The sequence below is a fragment of the Enterobacter cloacae complex sp. I2 genome (assembly GCF_014896205.1).
GTDB lineage: Bacteria > Pseudomonadota > Gammaproteobacteria > Enterobacterales > Enterobacteriaceae > Enterobacter > Enterobacter quasihormaechei.
This window is the reverse complement of sequence record NZ_JADBRA010000010.1, coordinates 102785-117626: the sequence shown is the minus strand read 5'-3', so window position 1 is coordinate 117626 and position 14842 is coordinate 102785. Positions and strand designations below refer to the sequence as shown.

The 14842-nt window shown below is 55.6% G+C and carries 16 protein-coding genes and 1 other RNA gene; 8 read left to right on the top strand and 9 right to left on the bottom strand.

From position 1 onward, the window contains the following. The first annotated feature begins 112 nt into the window (after positions 1-112). A complete protein-coding gene (locus IM300_RS10785; protein WP_063869025.1) occupies positions 113-580 on the top strand; it encodes a YlaC family protein in 468 nt (155 codons plus the stop codon). A 37-nt stretch (positions 581-617) separates the two neighbouring features. On the opposite strand, the gene ykgO is transcribed toward IM300_RS10785, so the two are convergent. Together ykgO and IM300_RS10775 are read right to left on the bottom strand one after the other, a co-directional pair. Next, a complete protein-coding gene (ykgO, locus tag IM300_RS10780; protein WP_063451669.1) occupies positions 618-758 on the bottom strand; it encodes a type B 50S ribosomal protein L36 in 141 nt (46 codons plus the stop codon). 2 nt (positions 759-760) lie between these two features. Next, entirely contained in the window at positions 761-1021 is a 261-nt protein-coding gene (locus IM300_RS10775; RefSeq protein ID WP_063451670.1) for a type B 50S ribosomal protein L31, read from the bottom strand. A gap of 226 nt (positions 1022-1247) precedes the next feature. On the opposite strand from IM300_RS10775, the gene IM300_RS10770 reads away from it, so the two are divergent. Beyond that, positions 1248-2816, top strand: a complete 1569-nt coding sequence (locus tag IM300_RS10770) for an EAL domain-containing protein (protein ID WP_193036454.1) — start codon at positions 1248-1250, stop codon at positions 2814-2816. Positions 2817-2835: 19 nt separating this feature from the next. Here IM300_RS10770 and IM300_RS10765 read toward each other — a convergent pair whose 3' ends face one another. From IM300_RS10765 to IM300_RS10755, 3 genes are all read right to left on the bottom strand, one after another. Next, on the bottom strand, positions 2836-5925 hold the full coding sequence (locus IM300_RS10765) for a beta-galactosidase (RefSeq protein WP_193036452.1): 3090 nt from the start codon (positions 5923-5925) through the stop codon (positions 2836-2838). Positions 5926-6028: 103 nt separating this feature from the next. Then, a complete protein-coding gene (locus IM300_RS10760; RefSeq protein ID WP_193036450.1) occupies positions 6029-7099 on the bottom strand; it encodes a LacI family DNA-binding transcriptional regulator in 1071 nt (356 codons plus the stop codon). Positions 7100-7176: 77 nt separating this feature from the next. Then, positions 7177-7788 (bottom strand): YitT family protein, encoded by a 612-nt coding sequence (locus tag IM300_RS10755; RefSeq protein WP_193036448.1) that lies wholly within the window; start codon positions 7786-7788, stop codon positions 7177-7179. 84 nt (positions 7789-7872) lie between these two features. Here IM300_RS10755 and IM300_RS10750 point away from each other — a divergent pair, with 84 nt between their 5' ends. Further along, the gene (locus IM300_RS10750; protein ID WP_193036446.1) at positions 7873-9294 is read left to right on the top strand and encodes a PLP-dependent aminotransferase family protein; all 1422 of its coding nucleotides are present in this window, start codon (positions 7873-7875) and stop codon (positions 9292-9294) included. Between the two features lie 70 nt (positions 9295-9364). Here the strand turns inward: IM300_RS10750 and IM300_RS10745 are convergent, their stop codons facing one another. Next, complete coding sequence (locus IM300_RS10745) at positions 9365-9580, bottom strand: hypothetical protein (RefSeq protein ID WP_015571263.1); 216 nt, start codon at positions 9578-9580, stop codon at positions 9365-9367. Further along, positions 9577-9828 (bottom strand): hypothetical protein, encoded by a 252-nt coding sequence (locus IM300_RS10740; RefSeq protein ID WP_063451676.1) that lies wholly within the window; start codon positions 9826-9828, stop codon positions 9577-9579. Before IM300_RS10740 ends, IM300_RS10745 begins: the two co-directional genes overlap by 4 nt. A gap of 410 nt (positions 9829-10238) precedes the next feature. On the opposite strand from IM300_RS10740, the gene IM300_RS10735 reads away from it, so the two are divergent. Genes IM300_RS10735 through IM300_RS10725 form a run of 3 tightly spaced genes read left to right on the top strand, consistent with a single transcriptional unit; the run spans position 10239 to position 12125 of the window. Next, complete coding sequence (locus tag IM300_RS10735) at positions 10239-10709, top strand: hypothetical protein (RefSeq protein WP_193036444.1); 471 nt, start codon at positions 10239-10241, stop codon at positions 10707-10709. Continuing rightward, complete coding sequence (locus IM300_RS10730) at positions 10709-11866, top strand: PAAR domain-containing protein (protein WP_193036442.1); 1158 nt, start codon at positions 10709-10711, stop codon at positions 11864-11866. Before IM300_RS10735 ends, IM300_RS10730 begins: the two co-directional genes overlap by 1 nt. Positions 11867-11894: 28 nt before the next feature. Then, positions 11895-12125, top strand: a complete 231-nt coding sequence (locus tag IM300_RS10725) for a hypothetical protein (protein WP_226842217.1) — start codon at positions 11895-11897, stop codon at positions 12123-12125. Between the two features lie 435 nt (positions 12126-12560). Here the strand turns inward: IM300_RS10725 and ffs are convergent. Next, positions 12561-12657: signal recognition particle sRNA small type (ffs, locus tag IM300_RS10720), an RNA gene on the bottom strand. 170 nt (positions 12658-12827) lie between these two features. Here ffs and IM300_RS10715 point away from each other — a divergent pair. Next, complete coding sequence (locus IM300_RS10715) at positions 12828-13139, top strand: MGMT family protein (protein ID WP_063869039.1); 312 nt, start codon at positions 12828-12830, stop codon at positions 13137-13139. A 37-nt stretch (positions 13140-13176) separates the two neighbouring features. Here IM300_RS10715 and IM300_RS10710 read toward each other — a convergent pair whose 3' ends face one another. Next, complete coding sequence (locus tag IM300_RS10710) at positions 13177-13704, bottom strand: YbaY family lipoprotein (RefSeq protein WP_131636084.1); 528 nt, start codon at positions 13702-13704, stop codon at positions 13177-13179. A 203-nt stretch (positions 13705-13907) separates the two neighbouring features. On the opposite strand from IM300_RS10710, the gene tesB reads away from it, so the two are divergent. Next, entirely contained in the window at positions 13908-14768 is an 861-nt protein-coding gene (tesB, locus tag IM300_RS10705; protein WP_063451680.1) for an acyl-CoA thioesterase II, read from the top strand. The last annotated feature ends 74 nt before the right edge of the window (positions 14769-14842 follow it).

The window sequence follows — 14842 nt, the reverse complement described above, 5'->3', positions numbered from 1 at the left end:
ACCCTGAGTAACTGTTATGCTTTTTCCCGGCATAACTGTTACTTTCCACGCCTGACCCCCTCTCATAAAATAGGCAGATCACCTGTATTTTCAATATGTATAAAGGCAAAAAATGACAGAGATACAGCGCCTGCTTACCGCCACCATCGACGATCTCAATGCCCGCGAAAAGCGCGACAATCGCCCGCGCTTTAGCATCAGCTTTATCCGTAAACACCCCGGACTGTTCGTTGCGATGTACGCCGCCTGGCTGGCGACGCTTATCGTCATGCTGCGGTCTGAAACGCTGGTCGATTCCGTCTGGCTGCTGGTTGTGCTGTTCGTGGTGTTTAACGCGTTCTTCTTTTTCGACGTTAACCCGCGCTACCGGTATGAAGATATCGACGTGCTAGATTTCCGCGTGTGCTACAACGGCGAGTGGTATAACACGCGCTACGTGCCGCCCGAGCTAATTGACAGCATTATGCGCTCACCTTCAGTCGAGGCCGGGCTTAAAGAGAAGCTGCAAAAAATGGTGGCGAGGAAGGGAGAGCTTTCGTTTTATGACGTTTTCACGCTCTCTCGCCCTGCTAACGGCTAGCAGGGCTGTTGCCTGTGAAGAGGCGCTAAGCATCCGCTTAGCGCCTTTTTTTACGTCCCTGTACGGCCTTAAAGCGCGGATTGGATTTGCAAATAACGTACAGACGCCCTTTGCGCCTGACGATCTGGCAATCCGGATGCCGTTGCTTTGCGCTACGCAGCGAGTTAAGTACCTGCATGGTTAGCCTCGCTTCGCATCAAGAAAGCCGCCAAAACGCTTGCGGAAGCGCGCCGCGCTGCCGTCCGTGGAGAAGGTCTTCTGCTTCCCGGTATAAAACGGATGCGATTTTGATGAGACATCAAGGGTGACGTAAGGATACGTTTCGCCGTCGAGCTCGATTTCCCGGTCCGTCTTAATCGTTGAGCCAACGCGGAAGTATTCATTAGCCGTGGTGTCGTGGAACACAACGGTGCGATAGGCTGGATGGATATTCGGTTTCATATCTGACTCTCGTGTATTGTTATAACATAACAAAATACTAGCCGAGCCTTGCTGCAAAAACAACCCCCAGGACGATCCAGCGCACTTTTGTCTTTTATCCAAAGGTGGATTCAGATACCTGCCTGCGACTTTCGCATGCTATAACTATATCATTTAGCACTAAAATCTTTCTCCTCTGGCGCGCAAACTCACTGCCCTTCATGGGCAAATGGGAAGGAAAAACGGCATGCGAACCCGACATCTGGTGAGCCTGGTCACGGGCGTACTGATCATTTCTGTGCTGGTCCCCGTTTGCCTCAGTATCTGGCTGGCGCATCGTCAGGCAGAGGAAAAGTTTGTGGAGGCGCTGGACGGCTATGCCTCGCGCGTACTGATCCGTACCGACAGAGTTGTCGTGCAGGCTAAACAGGCGCTCACGCACCTACAGTCGTTCAACGCCCCGCCCTGCACTCCCTTGCATTTACGTGAAATGCGCCGGGTCGCGTTCTCCTGGCGCTATGTTCAGGAAGTGATGTATGTCGATAACCTGAAGCCGCTCTGCTCTTCCCTGGAACAGTCGAGTAATACGGAGGCTCTGCCGCCTCCGGTGCGCATCACCGAGGACGGTTACAGCACGTGGCTCACCTCGCAAAACGACCTCGGCATTCACCGCTATATGGTGGTGATCGGGAAAGGGCATTATCTGGTGATGGTCGATCCGGCATCGCTTGTAGATGTCGTTCCGTTCGGCGAAATCTCGATGGATGCCGCCCTGGTGGGCAACACGACACAGCGCATATTTGCCAGAAGTCATGTCCTCGATCCGCATGTCCTCTCGATTGTTAAGGATCGGCAGGAGATGACGAGCGTTCAGTACAACGGCTCGATGTACATTCTGAAGCCCGTGCCCGAGCTGGGGTTTACCGTCATTGCCTGGGCCTCGCTGAAGCCGCTGGCGGAAGCCTGGCACCAGCAGCTGCTCATCTGGCTGCCGGCTGGCGTGCTGATTAGCCTGGCGGCGGCCCTGATTGTTCTGCGGATCCTCCGCCGGCTACAGTCTCCGCGTAACCGCCTGATGGACGCGATAAACAACCGGGAGATCCAGGTTCACTATCAGCCCATCGTGGCGCTGTGCAGCGGCAAACTGGTAGGAGCCGAAGCGCTGATGCGCTGGCCGCAGCCGGATGGCAGCAACCTGTCGCCAGATATATTCGTCCCTCTGGCTGAGCAAACGGGGCTGATTTCCCAGTTAACGCTGCTGGCAATCGATAAGATCTTCGACGAGCTGGGCGACTGGCTGCATCATCATCCGGAGCTGCACATTTCCGTTAACCTGGCCCCAGCCGATTTAACGTCCGTGGAGCTGCCGCGCCTGCTGAGCCAGCTGCTGAACAAATGGAAAGTCCACCCGCGGCAGATTGCGCTGGAGTTAACCGAGCGCGGCTTCGCCGATCCCGCCGTCAGCGCCCCGGCCATCGCGGCGTTTCGCCGTGCCGGACACGCCGTCTACATTGACGATTTTGGTACAGGCTACTCCAGCCTGAGCTATCTCCAGGATCTGGATGTCGATACCCTGAAGATCGATAAATCTTTCGTGCACGCGCTGGAGTATAAAAACGTCACTCCGCACATTATCGAAATGGCAAAATCGCTCGAGCTGGCGATGGTGGCAGAAGGCATCGAAACGGAAGGACAGATTGCCTGGCTGCATCGCCACGGCGTGCAGTACGGACAGGGCTGGTACTACAGCAAGGCGCTGCCTGAAGCGGAATTCATTCTCTGGGCCGAGCGTAATCTCAACACCGGCTCCGCCTGAGCGGAGCCGGTGCTTTTATTCAGCCGTTCTGCTGCCAGCAGAAGGTGTAGCGCAGCTGCCGGTTTTGCAGAAGGAAGTCCGGCGCCACGCTCGGGCTCCAGGAATCATCTCCCCCCACGCCCATGTGGAAGGCGTCCAGGTTCAGCCAGCAGCCCGGCTCTTCCCGCAGCAGATGCTGATGCGTTGTCTCATGCAGCTGCTGCTGGCTGTAGCGGCTCACGGAGAAATGGAACCGCCCCTGCAACCGATGCGCGCCAAACGCCAGCTCGCGGGTGTCGCAGCGCAGGCCGTTCTCCGTCGGGAAGATATACGGCGTGTGCATGGCTTCCAGCGGAAGCGTCCAGCGCCCCTGCTGCGCCGCCAGCTTTCTGTCCGGATAATTTTCCAGCGGCCCCAGCCCCAGCCAGCGCACGGTTTCCGGGACATCCACCAGCATAACGCTCAGGCCCACGCGAGCAGGCTCGGGAATATCAGACGCTACCGTCACCTGCACGTCACCGTGCAGCGCGCCGCGATCGTCAATCCGCCAGATCTTACGGCTGACAAACAGCGCTTTCCCCCGGGATTCCCAGACGTGCTGTGTGGTCACCACCACCTCACGGGCGTGCTCCTCCGCTTCACACTGGAGAAGGCGCGGCGACATCTCATACATCCCCGCCGCCTTCCAGCGCTCCACCCATGCGTTCGGATCGATGCGGGTCGCCTCGCTGACGCCGATATCATTGTCCAGCGGCGCGCGGGTAAAGTTATCCGTTAGCGGAGAACGGAGCGTTTCAGCCCCCGCGTTCCACCACTGGGTCAGGTTTCCGGTAAGGCGGCTAAACTGCCAGCGCTGCTGCTGATGGACAATCTCCAGCGCCTCGCCGCACGCGGTTAGCTGCGGGGCCGTACCTTCCACATTCGCAGGCGCAACGTACAGCGGAGCCGGGAGCGGCCACTGATCCCAGGCACAACGGTGGCCGGACGGCGACCACGGCGTCTCCTGCGGCTGAACAACTTCCACATTGAGCCAGACCTCACCCGGCTCAGCGGCAAGTTCAGGCAGCGGGATCTCGATGCGTTGCGCCTCCTGGGGCGCGACAGAAAGCGTCATGCCGCCACAAGCCACTACCGCACCGTCACGCGCCACCGACCATTGCAGACGTTCGTTGTCGGTATGACGGAACAGATAATCGCTCTGTACCTCGATGACCAGCGGAGAGGTGCTCACCAGCGTAAAGGTAAAGAACTGCTGGGCACGCTGCGCCTCGAAAAGGGCGGGATGCGGGGTGCGATCGGGGAACACCAGCCCGTTTAGGCAGAACTGACGATCGTTGGGCTTATCGCCAAAATCGCCGCCGTAGGCCCAGAACGCCGCGCCATTTTCCTCTTTTTTGGTTAATGCCTGATCGACCCAGTCCCAGACAAAGCCCCCCTGCAACCGGGGATGGCTGCGGAATGCCTGCCAGTAGCTGGCAAAGCCGCCAAAGCTGTTGCCCATCGCGTGGGCATACTCGCACAGGATCAGCGGACGGGTTTCGTCCGGCATGCCGATCCACTTTTTAATCGACCACTTTGGCACCGCCGGAAACGGCTGATCCTGATCGACACGGGCATACATCGGGCAAATAATATCGGTTGCCGCCGTACTGGCACCGCCGCCTTCATACTGCACCGGACGCGTGGGATCGGTGGTTTTCAGCCAGCGGTACAGCGCATCGTGGTTCGCTCCATGACCAGATTCATTCCCCAAAGACCAGATGATGACTGACGGATGATTCCGGTCCCGCTGCACCATACGCGTTACGCGCTCGCTCATGGCGGGCAGCCAGCGCGGATCGTCCGCCAGGCGGCTCATCGGCACCATGCCATGGGTCTCGATATTCGCCTCATCAACCACGTACAGGCCATAGCGATCGCAAAGCGTGTACCACAGAGGATGGTTCGGATAATGCGAGCAGCGCACGGCGTTGAAGTTATGCTGCTTCATCAGTTCAATGTCGCGGCGCATGGTCGCCTCGTCCATCACCTGTCCCTTCTCAGGATGATGTTCGTGACGGTTCACGCCGCGGATCAGCAGCGGCTTGCCGTTGAGCTTCAGCAGACCATTGCTGATTTCGACGCGCCTGAAGCCGACATCGCAGGCTTCGGTCTCCAGCACACTGCCCTGCGCATCACGAAGCGACATTGTCAGACGATAGAGTTCCGGTGTTTCGGCGCTCCACAGCGCGGGATCGTTCACGGGCATCGCAACCGTGAGCCGCTCCGCCCAGCTGCCCCGTTCATCGACGATGGCCGATCCTGGCTGCTGCGTGGTTTGCGCGCAGGCTTCGCCGTTACGCCACAGGGTAAACGCCACCTCACATTCGGCGTAGCGTGAACCTTCCAGCGCCACGTCAACCCGGAGTATTGCCCGATCGCATTCGGCATTCAGATCGGTCACGACCTGATAATCGGCAATCCGCGTTTCCGGCTTATGCAGCAGCGAAACGTCACGGAAAATGCCGCTCATCCGCCACATGTCCTGATCTTCCAGGTAGCTTCCGTCGCACCAGCGTAACACCATCACTGCCAGGCGGTTCTGCCCCGGTTGCAGCACCGCGCTAAGGTCAAACTCCGCGGGCAGACGACTGTCCTGCGAATAGCCCATCCATTGGCCGTTACACCACAGATGAAAAGCGGAATTGATCCCGTCGAAAATAATGCGGGTCTGTCCGTTGCGCGGCCAGGCGTCATCCACCTCAAATGTGAGCGAGTAACAGCCGGTAGGGTTTTCAGCCGGAACATACGGTGGGTTCACATTTATCGGATAGGTGACGTTGGTATAAATGGGGGTATCAAATCCCTCCATCTGCCAGTTCGACGGCACGGGCATCTCAACGGCATCAGCAAGATCGTTCGTTACCCAGGCCTCGGGAACCTGCTCTGGCGCGGCGAAAAAGCTGAATTGCCAGACGCCGTTAAGCGAGCGCTTGCTCAGCGAAGGCTTATTCTCCCGGGCGAGAATTTCATCGCGCCAGCTATGAAAAGGCGCGTGTGCGGCCAGACGGTTCCATTGCGTCACGCCGGGGTTTTCCCAGTCACGACGAGCCAGAAGTGCGCTGAGGGTCAGCGGTAATGTAGAAGACATATCAACCTCTTTGCGAAGCGCTCACAATTTTAGCCAACATGCCCTGGTAAACGGTGGCGGTAAAGACTTTGATCGCCACCAGGCGAGCCCGATCACAAAAGCGCTAGCTGCGCGCCAGTTTCTCCGCCAGCAGCGCCAGCGTTCTTAGCTGCTGCGCCAGATCTTCACGATCGGCCTGCTGCGTCGCGTGCGGCGCGGTGGAGTGACGAATGATCAGCGTAACGGGAAGCTGTTTTTGCCAGCGTTCGTCGTGAGGAGTGGGCGCCAGGAGCCACTCCACGCTGCGCTCACCGGCCTCGCGGAACGCCTGCCGAATGGTGGTCAGCGGGGGTGAAAACCATGCGCTGTCGGCCGTATCATCAAATCCGACCACCGAGATCTGACCCGGTACCGCAATCCCTTTTTCCGCACAGGCGCGTATAACGCCGAGCGCCATCTGATCGTTCGCGACGAGGATCGCGTCGGGCAGCGCCGGGCCCGATAAAAGCTGATGCCCTTTCTCGTAGCCGGAGGCCGCGCTCCAGTCGCCCTGCGCAACTGCAAACGCCTCCACGCCGGACTGAGCGAGCGCGGTTTTCCATCCCGCCAGACGCGCCCGGGCAGAGACGGAACTTTCCGGACCGGCGAGCAGCGCAATTCGTCGGTGCCCCAGCGAAAGCAGATGCTCCGCCCCCAGGCCAGCGCCCTGTTCGGCATTGAACACGAGGCTGTTCACCCTGGCTGAGGAGGAAACATCGAGAAAAAGAACCGGGATCGGCGAAGCCATTTCCTGAAGCATTTCTGCCTGTGCATCTTCCAGCGGAACGTTCACCAGCAGCGCCTCCACGCGCTGCGCCAGTAACTCCTGCAAAGCAGCCTGACACTGCGCGGGCTGTTCCACCATAGAGATGAGCACGCTTGCCCCCTGCTCCACTGCCCGGGATTTTACGGCTGAGACGATTTGCGACGGCGCATGCAGCGCCAGATCGGTCGTTATCAACCCGAGCGTGCGGGTGCGTTTCCCGGCCAGCTGCTGCGCGCCACGGTTAGGCACATAGTGTAGCGCCGCCATGGCCTGGCGGACCTTTTCCCGCGTGCGGGCAGAAACGTGTTCCGCGTCGTTAATCACCCGGGAAACGGTCTGATAAGAAACGCCCGCCTCGCGGGCAACGTCATAGAGAGTGATCGCTTTCATACATTCTGGCGTCGCAAAAAGTGTAGCCACTATTCTGACACAGTTACGCCATTATAGCCTGTGAGCGCTTCGCAAAATTAGACAATCCGCTCCGGCTGCGGTGCTTCCTGAACGCGCGGCCTGTGGCGAAACCACGGCAAACAGAGCTGGATCAGCGGGCCGATGGTTAATGCATACAGCACGGTTCCAAGGCCAAACGCTCCCCCGAGGAGGTAGCCGATGATTAACACGCTCACCTCGATCGCGGTACGCACGCTGCGAATCGACCAGCCCAGCCGGGCGTGTATACCGGTCATCAGGCCGTCACGCGGGCCAGCACCAAAACCCGCCCCGATATACATCCCGGTGGCAAGGGCGTTAACCACAATGCCTGAAACCAGCAGGATAATGCGCACGGGCAGCGAGGTGAGTTCCGGGATCAGCGCCAATGACGCATCAGCCGCCAGGCCGATACAAATCACGTTACTGACCGTCCCCAGCCCCGGAAGCTGGCGCAGCGGGAGCCACAGCAGCAGCACCGCTGCTCCGGTTAAAATAATCACCGTGCCGATGCTCATCCTGGTCTGGATGGCGACGCCAAGGTGAAAGACATTCCAGGGGTCTACCCCCAGATCCGAACGAATAAACATCGCGGTTGAAAGCCCGTACAGGCCTAAACCGACATAAAGTTGTACCAGACGACGTACCATTTTCTCTTCTCCGAAGAACCCGGTTCCATCTTCGGTGAAAATGGCACTATGATTAATGTCCAGTTTTCAAATAGTGGACTGCTCATGTCATCACGTCGTTTTGGTAGCCAGTCTCTGGTTCGCCTGTTAGGGCACTGGCAGCAAGCCTCTTCCCGCACCCCGCTGTGGCGCCAGCTGGCTGACGCGCTACGCCTGTTGATTCTGGATGGCAGGCTGGCGCTAAACACTCGCCTGCCCGGTGAGCGGGAGCTGGCCGCCGCACTGGACGTCAGCCGCACCACCATCAGCAGCGCGCTGGCACATCTGCGGGAAGAGGGATATCTGGAGAGCCGTCAGGGCAGCGGTTCGCGCGCGATCCTGCCCGACAGCCGCGCAGTGCCCACCCTTTCCACTGCCAGCGCGGCGCTTGATCTCTCTACCGCCGCGCTCAACGCGGGGCCCGAGATCCACCAGGCCTACGCCCACGCACTGACGGCCCTCACGCCGAACCTGGCGCTAACCGGGTACGATCAGCTCGGGCTCCCGACGCTGCGTGAAGCCATTGCCGCCCGCTACACCGCACGGGGTTTGCCGACCCGGGCAGATGAAGTGATGGTGGTGAACGGCGCCGTCAGCGGCTTCGCCCTGATCTTAAGAATGATGACCGGTCCCGGGGATCGCGTGGTGGTGGATCATCCTACCTACCCGCTGGCGATCGCCGCCATTCAGGGGGCGCTCTGCCGGCCCGTGGGCGTCTCGCTGCCTGAAACGGGCTGGGATACCGACGGTTTTGCCGCAACGCTTGCCCAGACCGCCCCGCGTCTGGCCTATCTGATGCCGGATTTTCATAATCCGACGGGGCGCTGTATGGATGCCGCAACGCGCCAGACCATAACCCATATTGCCGCGCAAACCCGCACCACGCTGGTCGTGGATGAAACCATGGTCGATCTCTGGTTCGATGCTCCCCCGCCGCCGCCGCTGGCCGCCTTTAACCCGGAGGCCGCCGTAATAACGCTGGGTTCCGCTGGAAAAAGCTTCTGGGGTGGGCTTCGTCTCGGCTGGATCCGCGCCTCGTCCCGCACTATAGCCACGCTCGCGCAGACGCGCGACACGCTGGATCTGGGCTCACCGGTGCTGGAACAGCTGGCCACGCTGTGGCTTATCGAAAACAGTGAAACTTTTCTGCCCGCTCGCCGGAAAATGCTGGCAGAACGGCGCGACCGCTGTGGCCAGATGCTGCGGGAACATTTTCCCGAATGGCGGTTCCAGGAAGCGGAGGGAGGGCTTTCATACTGGATAGAGTTACCCGGCATGCTGGCGACGCAGCTGGCGGCACGCGCCGAGACGACGGGCATCATTATGGGCACAGGCACGCGCTTTGGGCTTTCAGGCGCGTTCGACCGCTACCTGCGCATGCCTTTCTCCCTCAATCCACCAGAACTTGAAGAGACATTATTGCGGATTAAACCGTTGTGGCTTGCCTTAAACAGAAGTACACCGCCAGTAAAACGGAGCCTGGTGTAAATTTTTCGCCAGAAACAATAAAAACTGCTGACTGTAACGCATGCAGTCAGCAGTTTTCATGAAGAACAACTTAATGTTGAGGAGGAATCGGGAAGCCTTTCAGTGAAATAATGAAATTATCCCCTTCTTTCTTTATTTTTGCACCGGTGTCACACCAGTCAGATGCAATTCGAAAGAACTCGTCACTTCCTACATTCCAGCCAAGACGAACATGTTTCACGTAGCCGGAACGTAACAGATTACAGGCCTCGTTGTAGTCGCTGGCCGTCGATAGTTGTTGTTTCATTTTCTCTTCTTCAGAAGTTTACGTAGTGCTTTGATTTCTTTAGGAGTAAATGGAGTTACGCTCTCTTCTTCCGTATGCTGATTATCAATATCCTCTTCCGATACTCCCGCCTCTTCTACCGCTTCAAATGCCAGCAGCAGCAGTTTCTCTGTGGTCACGCTTAAATTCTCATTATTATCTTCCGCATAGTGGCGAAGCCTTTCTTTTAGCGCTTCATCAATTTTAACGTTTAAAACCGCAGTAACCATGATTGTCACATCCTTTCGGAACACGTGTTTAATTTAATACACGAAGATATGTATGTTATCCAGATATATATTTTTTTGCTTATGACAACAAAAAGACGCCCGATAATAAAATGACAGTCTATTATTACAGGTTTATGACAATATTATTTCAGTTAAATGAAGGATATATTGCACGACAGAATAACGGGCCTGGTATAGCAGTCGTTGAACAGTTATGGGACAGTTGGCGCAGGATTGACAACCAGCCATGGTGCAGGACAGGCTAGTGATTGAAAATTTATAACCACCACTTTTCCGCCTAACGTTCTGTTACAAAAGGCAGTTTCGCTTAAGTCTAATACTTGTTGTGCATACATTTATTGTTTGTAGAATGACCGCTCTGATCATTCCCACAATAAATAAATGGACTTATGCATCAATACACCAACGAGGTCAAATCTGAACTTCGAGAATCCTCTTCAAAGCCACCCTACGACGAAGAATTTTTAGCAATGTGTGACACTAAAACACGCGAAGAGTTTGAAGATTTTAACAAACAATTTAACCACCCAGTAACTTACATTTTTGGATTCGCTGTGGTGGGAAGTATTACCCGCAACTCGGGAGTGATCCGCAATGCTTCGGGGGTTCGTACGGCTGGTGGTTATAAGATGGAAAGAATTAGGTATAAAGTTGTTTGTGCTGGCAGTTGTAAAGCCCTTTTTATTTCCGATGCAAGTGGAGCGTGTACTATCCAGGGTGCATCTGACGCACTGGTTGGAAGTATGCTTGGTAATGGCGATGAAGAAATCTCAACACCGCAACCCCGCAGCAGACTGGTTTCCAGTAAAGGTGACACATATCCGAAGGTGTTCTCAACCATGCCTTGGAGTAAGCATTAATGGCAGCCAAAGGTTACTTTCTTTTCAGAGGTGATAAGACGGTATGCGGCGGGCGGATAATTGAAGGATGGAACGATCACCAGTTTTTCGGCAAAGACATGGCCTGTGAAGGCCATCACGTAACCTGTGGTAATTATCCAGGTCGTTACCGTATTTGTGGCGGTCTTGATACCGACTATATACATGGTAAAAGGATTGCCGGAACGCTGCACAGCTATAGCTCATGCCCCTGCAAATCAAAATTCGTCCCCTCAAACTTCGATGATAACTACGAATTTGGTGTAGAAGAAAAAGTAGCGCACACTGCCCTCTCTCACCTCGTCAAGATGCCTACACTCCCAACTCCGATTGGACCAGAACAGCGCGCACAAGCAGCAAAGAAGCAAAACAGCTTTGCTGACACCTGCAAGCCAGAAGATAACCCGGTAGTGAACGGCGTTTACATCTGGACTGAAACCACCGACGCAGGACATGCTTATGTTTCTGTTCACGAGAATAATTCGATCTACGTATACACATACGGGCGTTTTGGTCGAAAAGGCCCCGCAACATTAACAGGGGATGGGATTCTTAATTTCCTGACTGGCGATGATGCACATCTTTACTATCGTGAAGAACTGTACAAATACCAAGCGAGAGTTTTTCAGATCGACGATGTTACAACGGAAGAAACCCGCAGAATTTTTGAATCTCTGTGGAACTCCGGTAAAACACCAATTTTCACGGAGGCGATGGGAGATCGAACTAAGCGACGCGGGATGGTGATTGACGTGTACGATCTAACCGGCAGCAACTGCACAACTCACACAGTACAGGTGATCAGAGAGGCAGGGACTAAAATCTTCGATAGCAGTTACACATCATCAACAACGCAACTTCGTATCGACCATGAAGAAGATTTCACTATTCCTGTATCTTTGCAGCGTTACTTGACGGAAAAGAGCGGGGATCTGTCTTCAATGAACATTATGGAAGTAACCAACTCATTCAGAGAACAGTATCCGAACACCGAACACTTCAAACCGAACTCTGAAGGCCTCACAGGACGAGTAGAGAAAGGGCTTGCTAAGAGTGCATCAACGGTTGGACCATCTTCTGGTTTTTCTGGGGGCACGATTGGCGGCGTATTAGGTGGTTCGTATGACATTGACGAATAGAGCAAAGGCTATCCTTCGATGGGGAGGCATGGCTTTAGTATTCACCATCTACTCTTTAGCCCTGATTATCCCAGTGCTTGATTTTGGGCTAACCCGTAAATACAACGGTCCTCCTTCAACAGGCCAGATGGAAGCCCGTTTATGTGAAGCGATCACAGATGACTTATCCCGTTCAGTGGATAACCTCTTCATCACAGCATTTGTCGGTAGCGCCATTTGCCTTGTTTTAGTCTTGCTCATTTTCAAGAAAATGAGATGATCGCAGAGGCTAGTGGGTTCCAGCCTGTTCCCCTTCCTCCGATTTTAGGTAATAGAAGTCATAAAGCCCCGTTAGTGTTAAGGAGACAAGTGGAGCGTTTTCTATCATAAGGGCGGGGCTGCACTTTTGCTGATGCCTGAACACAAAACCAGTTTTTATACAGGTTTTATGCAACGTTAAATTGCCTCCACCGAGTCAACACAAGTCGCGAAACACCAATAACTTTCCCGTATGGGTTATAAGTAATCGTTGCGTTAGAGTGTCCGAGGAATTGTATAAGCTCTGCGGTAGTACCACATACCGTGGCGGGATAGCATCAGATATGACATTGATTAACCTTCAAAGTGATAAACAAAGTCGTACCACTAACAAATCAATGCAAAGAAATGCGCTTTTACGCTATAAAGTCTTAGCGTTAGCACAAATAGGTGGGGGCCCTGCCAGCTACATCCCGGCACCCACGTCGTCTGCCCTGGCTGCTTCCTTCCGGACCTGACCTGGTGAACAGAGTAGCGTTGCGGGAGAACCAACAGAGCCCCCATTGAGAGCGTTGATAACCAACGCGCTGGCGCATTATCCCTGTGGAGCACTACAATTGCAAGCCGCTGGCAACCGGATGCTGGATTATTGCGCAAACTGCCCCGGCAATCTGCTTTATCTTCGTTTACCCTACCCCTTCGCTGATTTTCCGCAGGAGAAACAATGGACGAACATGACACTTTCCCACAACGAGTGTGGCAAATTGTAGCCTCAATTCCGGAAGGTTATGTCACTACCTATGGTGAAGTTGCCCGACTCGCAGGTTCTCCACGCGCGGCGCGTCAGGTTGGCGGTGTGCTAAGAAGACTACCGGAGGGGAGCACGTTACCGTGGCATCGGGTCGTCAACCGCCATGGCGCGATCTCTCTCACCGGGCCAGACTTGCAGCGCCAGCGTCAGGCATTACTCTCAGAAGGGGTTCAGGTGTCTGGGTCAGGACAGATTGATATGCAGAAGTATCGGTGGGAGTACTGACGCCCTCTTCAGGAGGCCTGAAGAGGGCGAAAGAAAATTACAGCTGAGTCGGCGCTGTTGGCAGAGCCGGCTGGTTGGACTGTGGCGCAACGGGCACTGCCGTTTGCTGGACAGGAACCAGGGTCAGGTCGATTTTGGTGCCGCCTTTATTAACCGCTTCCTGCACGGTATCGGTGATAAAGACCAGCTTATCGTTGATCGTTACCGCCGCGCTCAGGAGGATACGCGCGTTAGGCTGCACGTCAGACGGGTTATACGGCAGCACGAAGCTGAACGGCGCCTGTTTACCTTCTGTACGAACCGCGCGCTGGGCCAGCACTTTCGACGGTGCATCCGCCAGAGAGGCATCGGACAGCGTAACCGTGAGTACCGCGTCCGGCGGCAGAGCTACTTTCTGCTTGATCCAGATAGTACCGGATACGTTAGGCTGTCGAATGGCTTGCTGTGAAAGGGTGTTAATCCCGTTTGGGGTTGCCGTTGGCACCGGGACATCGGCACTCTTATCCGCACAGGCGGACAGCGCTACCGCCATTGCAACACCGCTTAACATAGGCACGAGTTTCATTGAAGTCTCCTTATCATCAATGCACCGGCGGGATCGATCCCATCCGATGTCGTTTTATTCACATAACGTAAACAAGTGTGGCACAAATCACGGATTAATGCCTAATTTTGGCCTGGTATTAAGATAATTCCACCCATCGGACCACTCTCGTTTCTGCGTTATACTCTGCGTATCTTTCGCCACGGCGTTTATTGAGGACCATTATGAGTCAGGCACTGAACAATCTGCTGACATTGCTGAACCTGGAAAAAATAGAAGAAGGGCTGTTTCGCGGACAGAGCGAAGATTTAGGCTTACGCCAGGTTTTTGGCGGCCAGGTCGTGGGGCAAGCGCTGTATGCCGCAAAGGAGACCGTCCCGGCAGACCGTCTGGTGCACTCGTTCCACAGCTACTTTTTACGCCCTGGCGACAGCGCTAAACCGATTGTGTACGACGTGGAAGTTCTGCGTGACGGCCAAAGCTTCAGCGCCCGCCGCGTGGCGGCCATCCAACATGGAAAACCCATCTTCTACATGACCGCCTCGTTCCAGGCGCCAGAGCCGGGGTATGAGCATCAAAAAACGATGCCCCCTGCCCCGTCGCCGGACGATCTGAAATCGGAAACCGACATCGCGCGCGCGCTCGCGCATCTGCTGCCGCCGCAGGTAAAAGAGAAGTTTCTGTGCGATAAGCCACTGGAGATCCGCCCGGTGGAATTTCATAACCCCATGAAGGGTCACGCTTCCGAGCCCACCCGTCAGGTGTGGATCCGCGCCAACGGCAGCGTTCCGGCAGATTTGCGTGTGCACCAGTATCTGCTCGGGTATGCGTCGGATTTCAATTTCCTGCCGGTTGCGCTACAGCCGCACGGCGTGGGATTCCTGGAAAAAGGGATGCAGGTTGCCACGATTGACCACTCTATGTGGTTCCACCGTCCGTTCGATATGAACCAATGGCTGCTTTACAGCGTGGAGAGTACCTCTGCGTCCAGCGCGCGCGGCTTTGTACGCGGGGAGTTTTATACCCAGGATGGCGTGCTGGTGGCCTCGACGGTCCAGGAAGGGGTCATGCGTAACAGAGGATGATGTAAAAAGCCCGGTAACGCTACGCTTACCGGGCCTGAGGATCCTGTCTTTGCAGGCCGGGTAGACGAAGCCGC

Bases quoted from the DNA above. Each gene is read 5' to 3' on its own strand.
- IM300_RS10740 (WP_063451676.1), bottom strand. From the start codon at position 9,828: ATGGTTACTGCGGTTTTAAACGTTAAAATTGATGAAGCGCTAAAAGAA.
- IM300_RS10765 (WP_193036452.1), bottom strand. From the start codon at position 5,925: ATGTCTTCTACATTACCGCTGACCCTCAGCGCACTTCTGGCTCGTCGT.
- IM300_RS10785 (WP_063869025.1), top strand. From the start codon at position 113: ATGACAGAGATACAGCGCCTGCTTACCGCCACCATCGACGATCTCAAT.
- ykgO (WP_063451669.1), bottom strand. From the start codon at position 758: ATGCAGGTACTTAACTCGCTGCGTAGCGCAAAGCAACGGCATCCGGAT.
- IM300_RS10725 (WP_226842217.1), top strand. From the start codon at position 11,895: ATGGCTTTAGTATTCACCATCTACTCTTTAGCCCTGATTATCCCAGTG.
- IM300_RS10760 (WP_193036450.1), bottom strand. From the start codon at position 7,099: ATGAAAGCGATCACTCTCTATGACGTTGCCCGCGAGGCGGGCGTTTCT.
- IM300_RS10735 (WP_193036444.1), top strand. From the start codon at position 10,239: ATGCATCAATACACCAACGAGGTCAAATCTGAACTTCGAGAATCCTCT.
- IM300_RS10730 (WP_193036442.1), top strand. From the start codon at position 10,709: ATGGCAGCCAAAGGTTACTTTCTTTTCAGAGGTGATAAGACGGTATGC.
- tesB (WP_063451680.1), top strand. From the start codon at position 13,908: ATGAGTCAGGCACTGAACAATCTGCTGACATTGCTGAACCTGGAAAAA.
- IM300_RS10770 (WP_193036454.1), top strand. From the start codon at position 1,248: ATGCGAACCCGACATCTGGTGAGCCTGGTCACGGGCGTACTGATCATT.
- IM300_RS10745 (WP_015571263.1), bottom strand. From the start codon at position 9,580: ATGAAACAACAACTATCGACGGCCAGCGACTACAACGAGGCCTGTAAT.
- IM300_RS10750 (WP_193036446.1), top strand. From the start codon at position 7,873: ATGTCATCACGTCGTTTTGGTAGCCAGTCTCTGGTTCGCCTGTTAGGG.
- IM300_RS10755 (WP_193036448.1), bottom strand. From the start codon at position 7,788: ATGGTACGTCGTCTGGTACAACTTTATGTCGGTTTAGGCCTGTACGGG.
- IM300_RS10710 (WP_131636084.1), bottom strand. From the start codon at position 13,704: ATGAAACTCGTGCCTATGTTAAGCGGTGTTGCAATGGCGGTAGCGCTG.
- IM300_RS10715 (WP_063869039.1), top strand. From the start codon at position 12,828: ATGGACGAACATGACACTTTCCCACAACGAGTGTGGCAAATTGTAGCC.
- IM300_RS10775 (WP_063451670.1), bottom strand. From the start codon at position 1,021: ATGAAACCGAATATCCATCCAGCCTATCGCACCGTTGTGTTCCACGAC.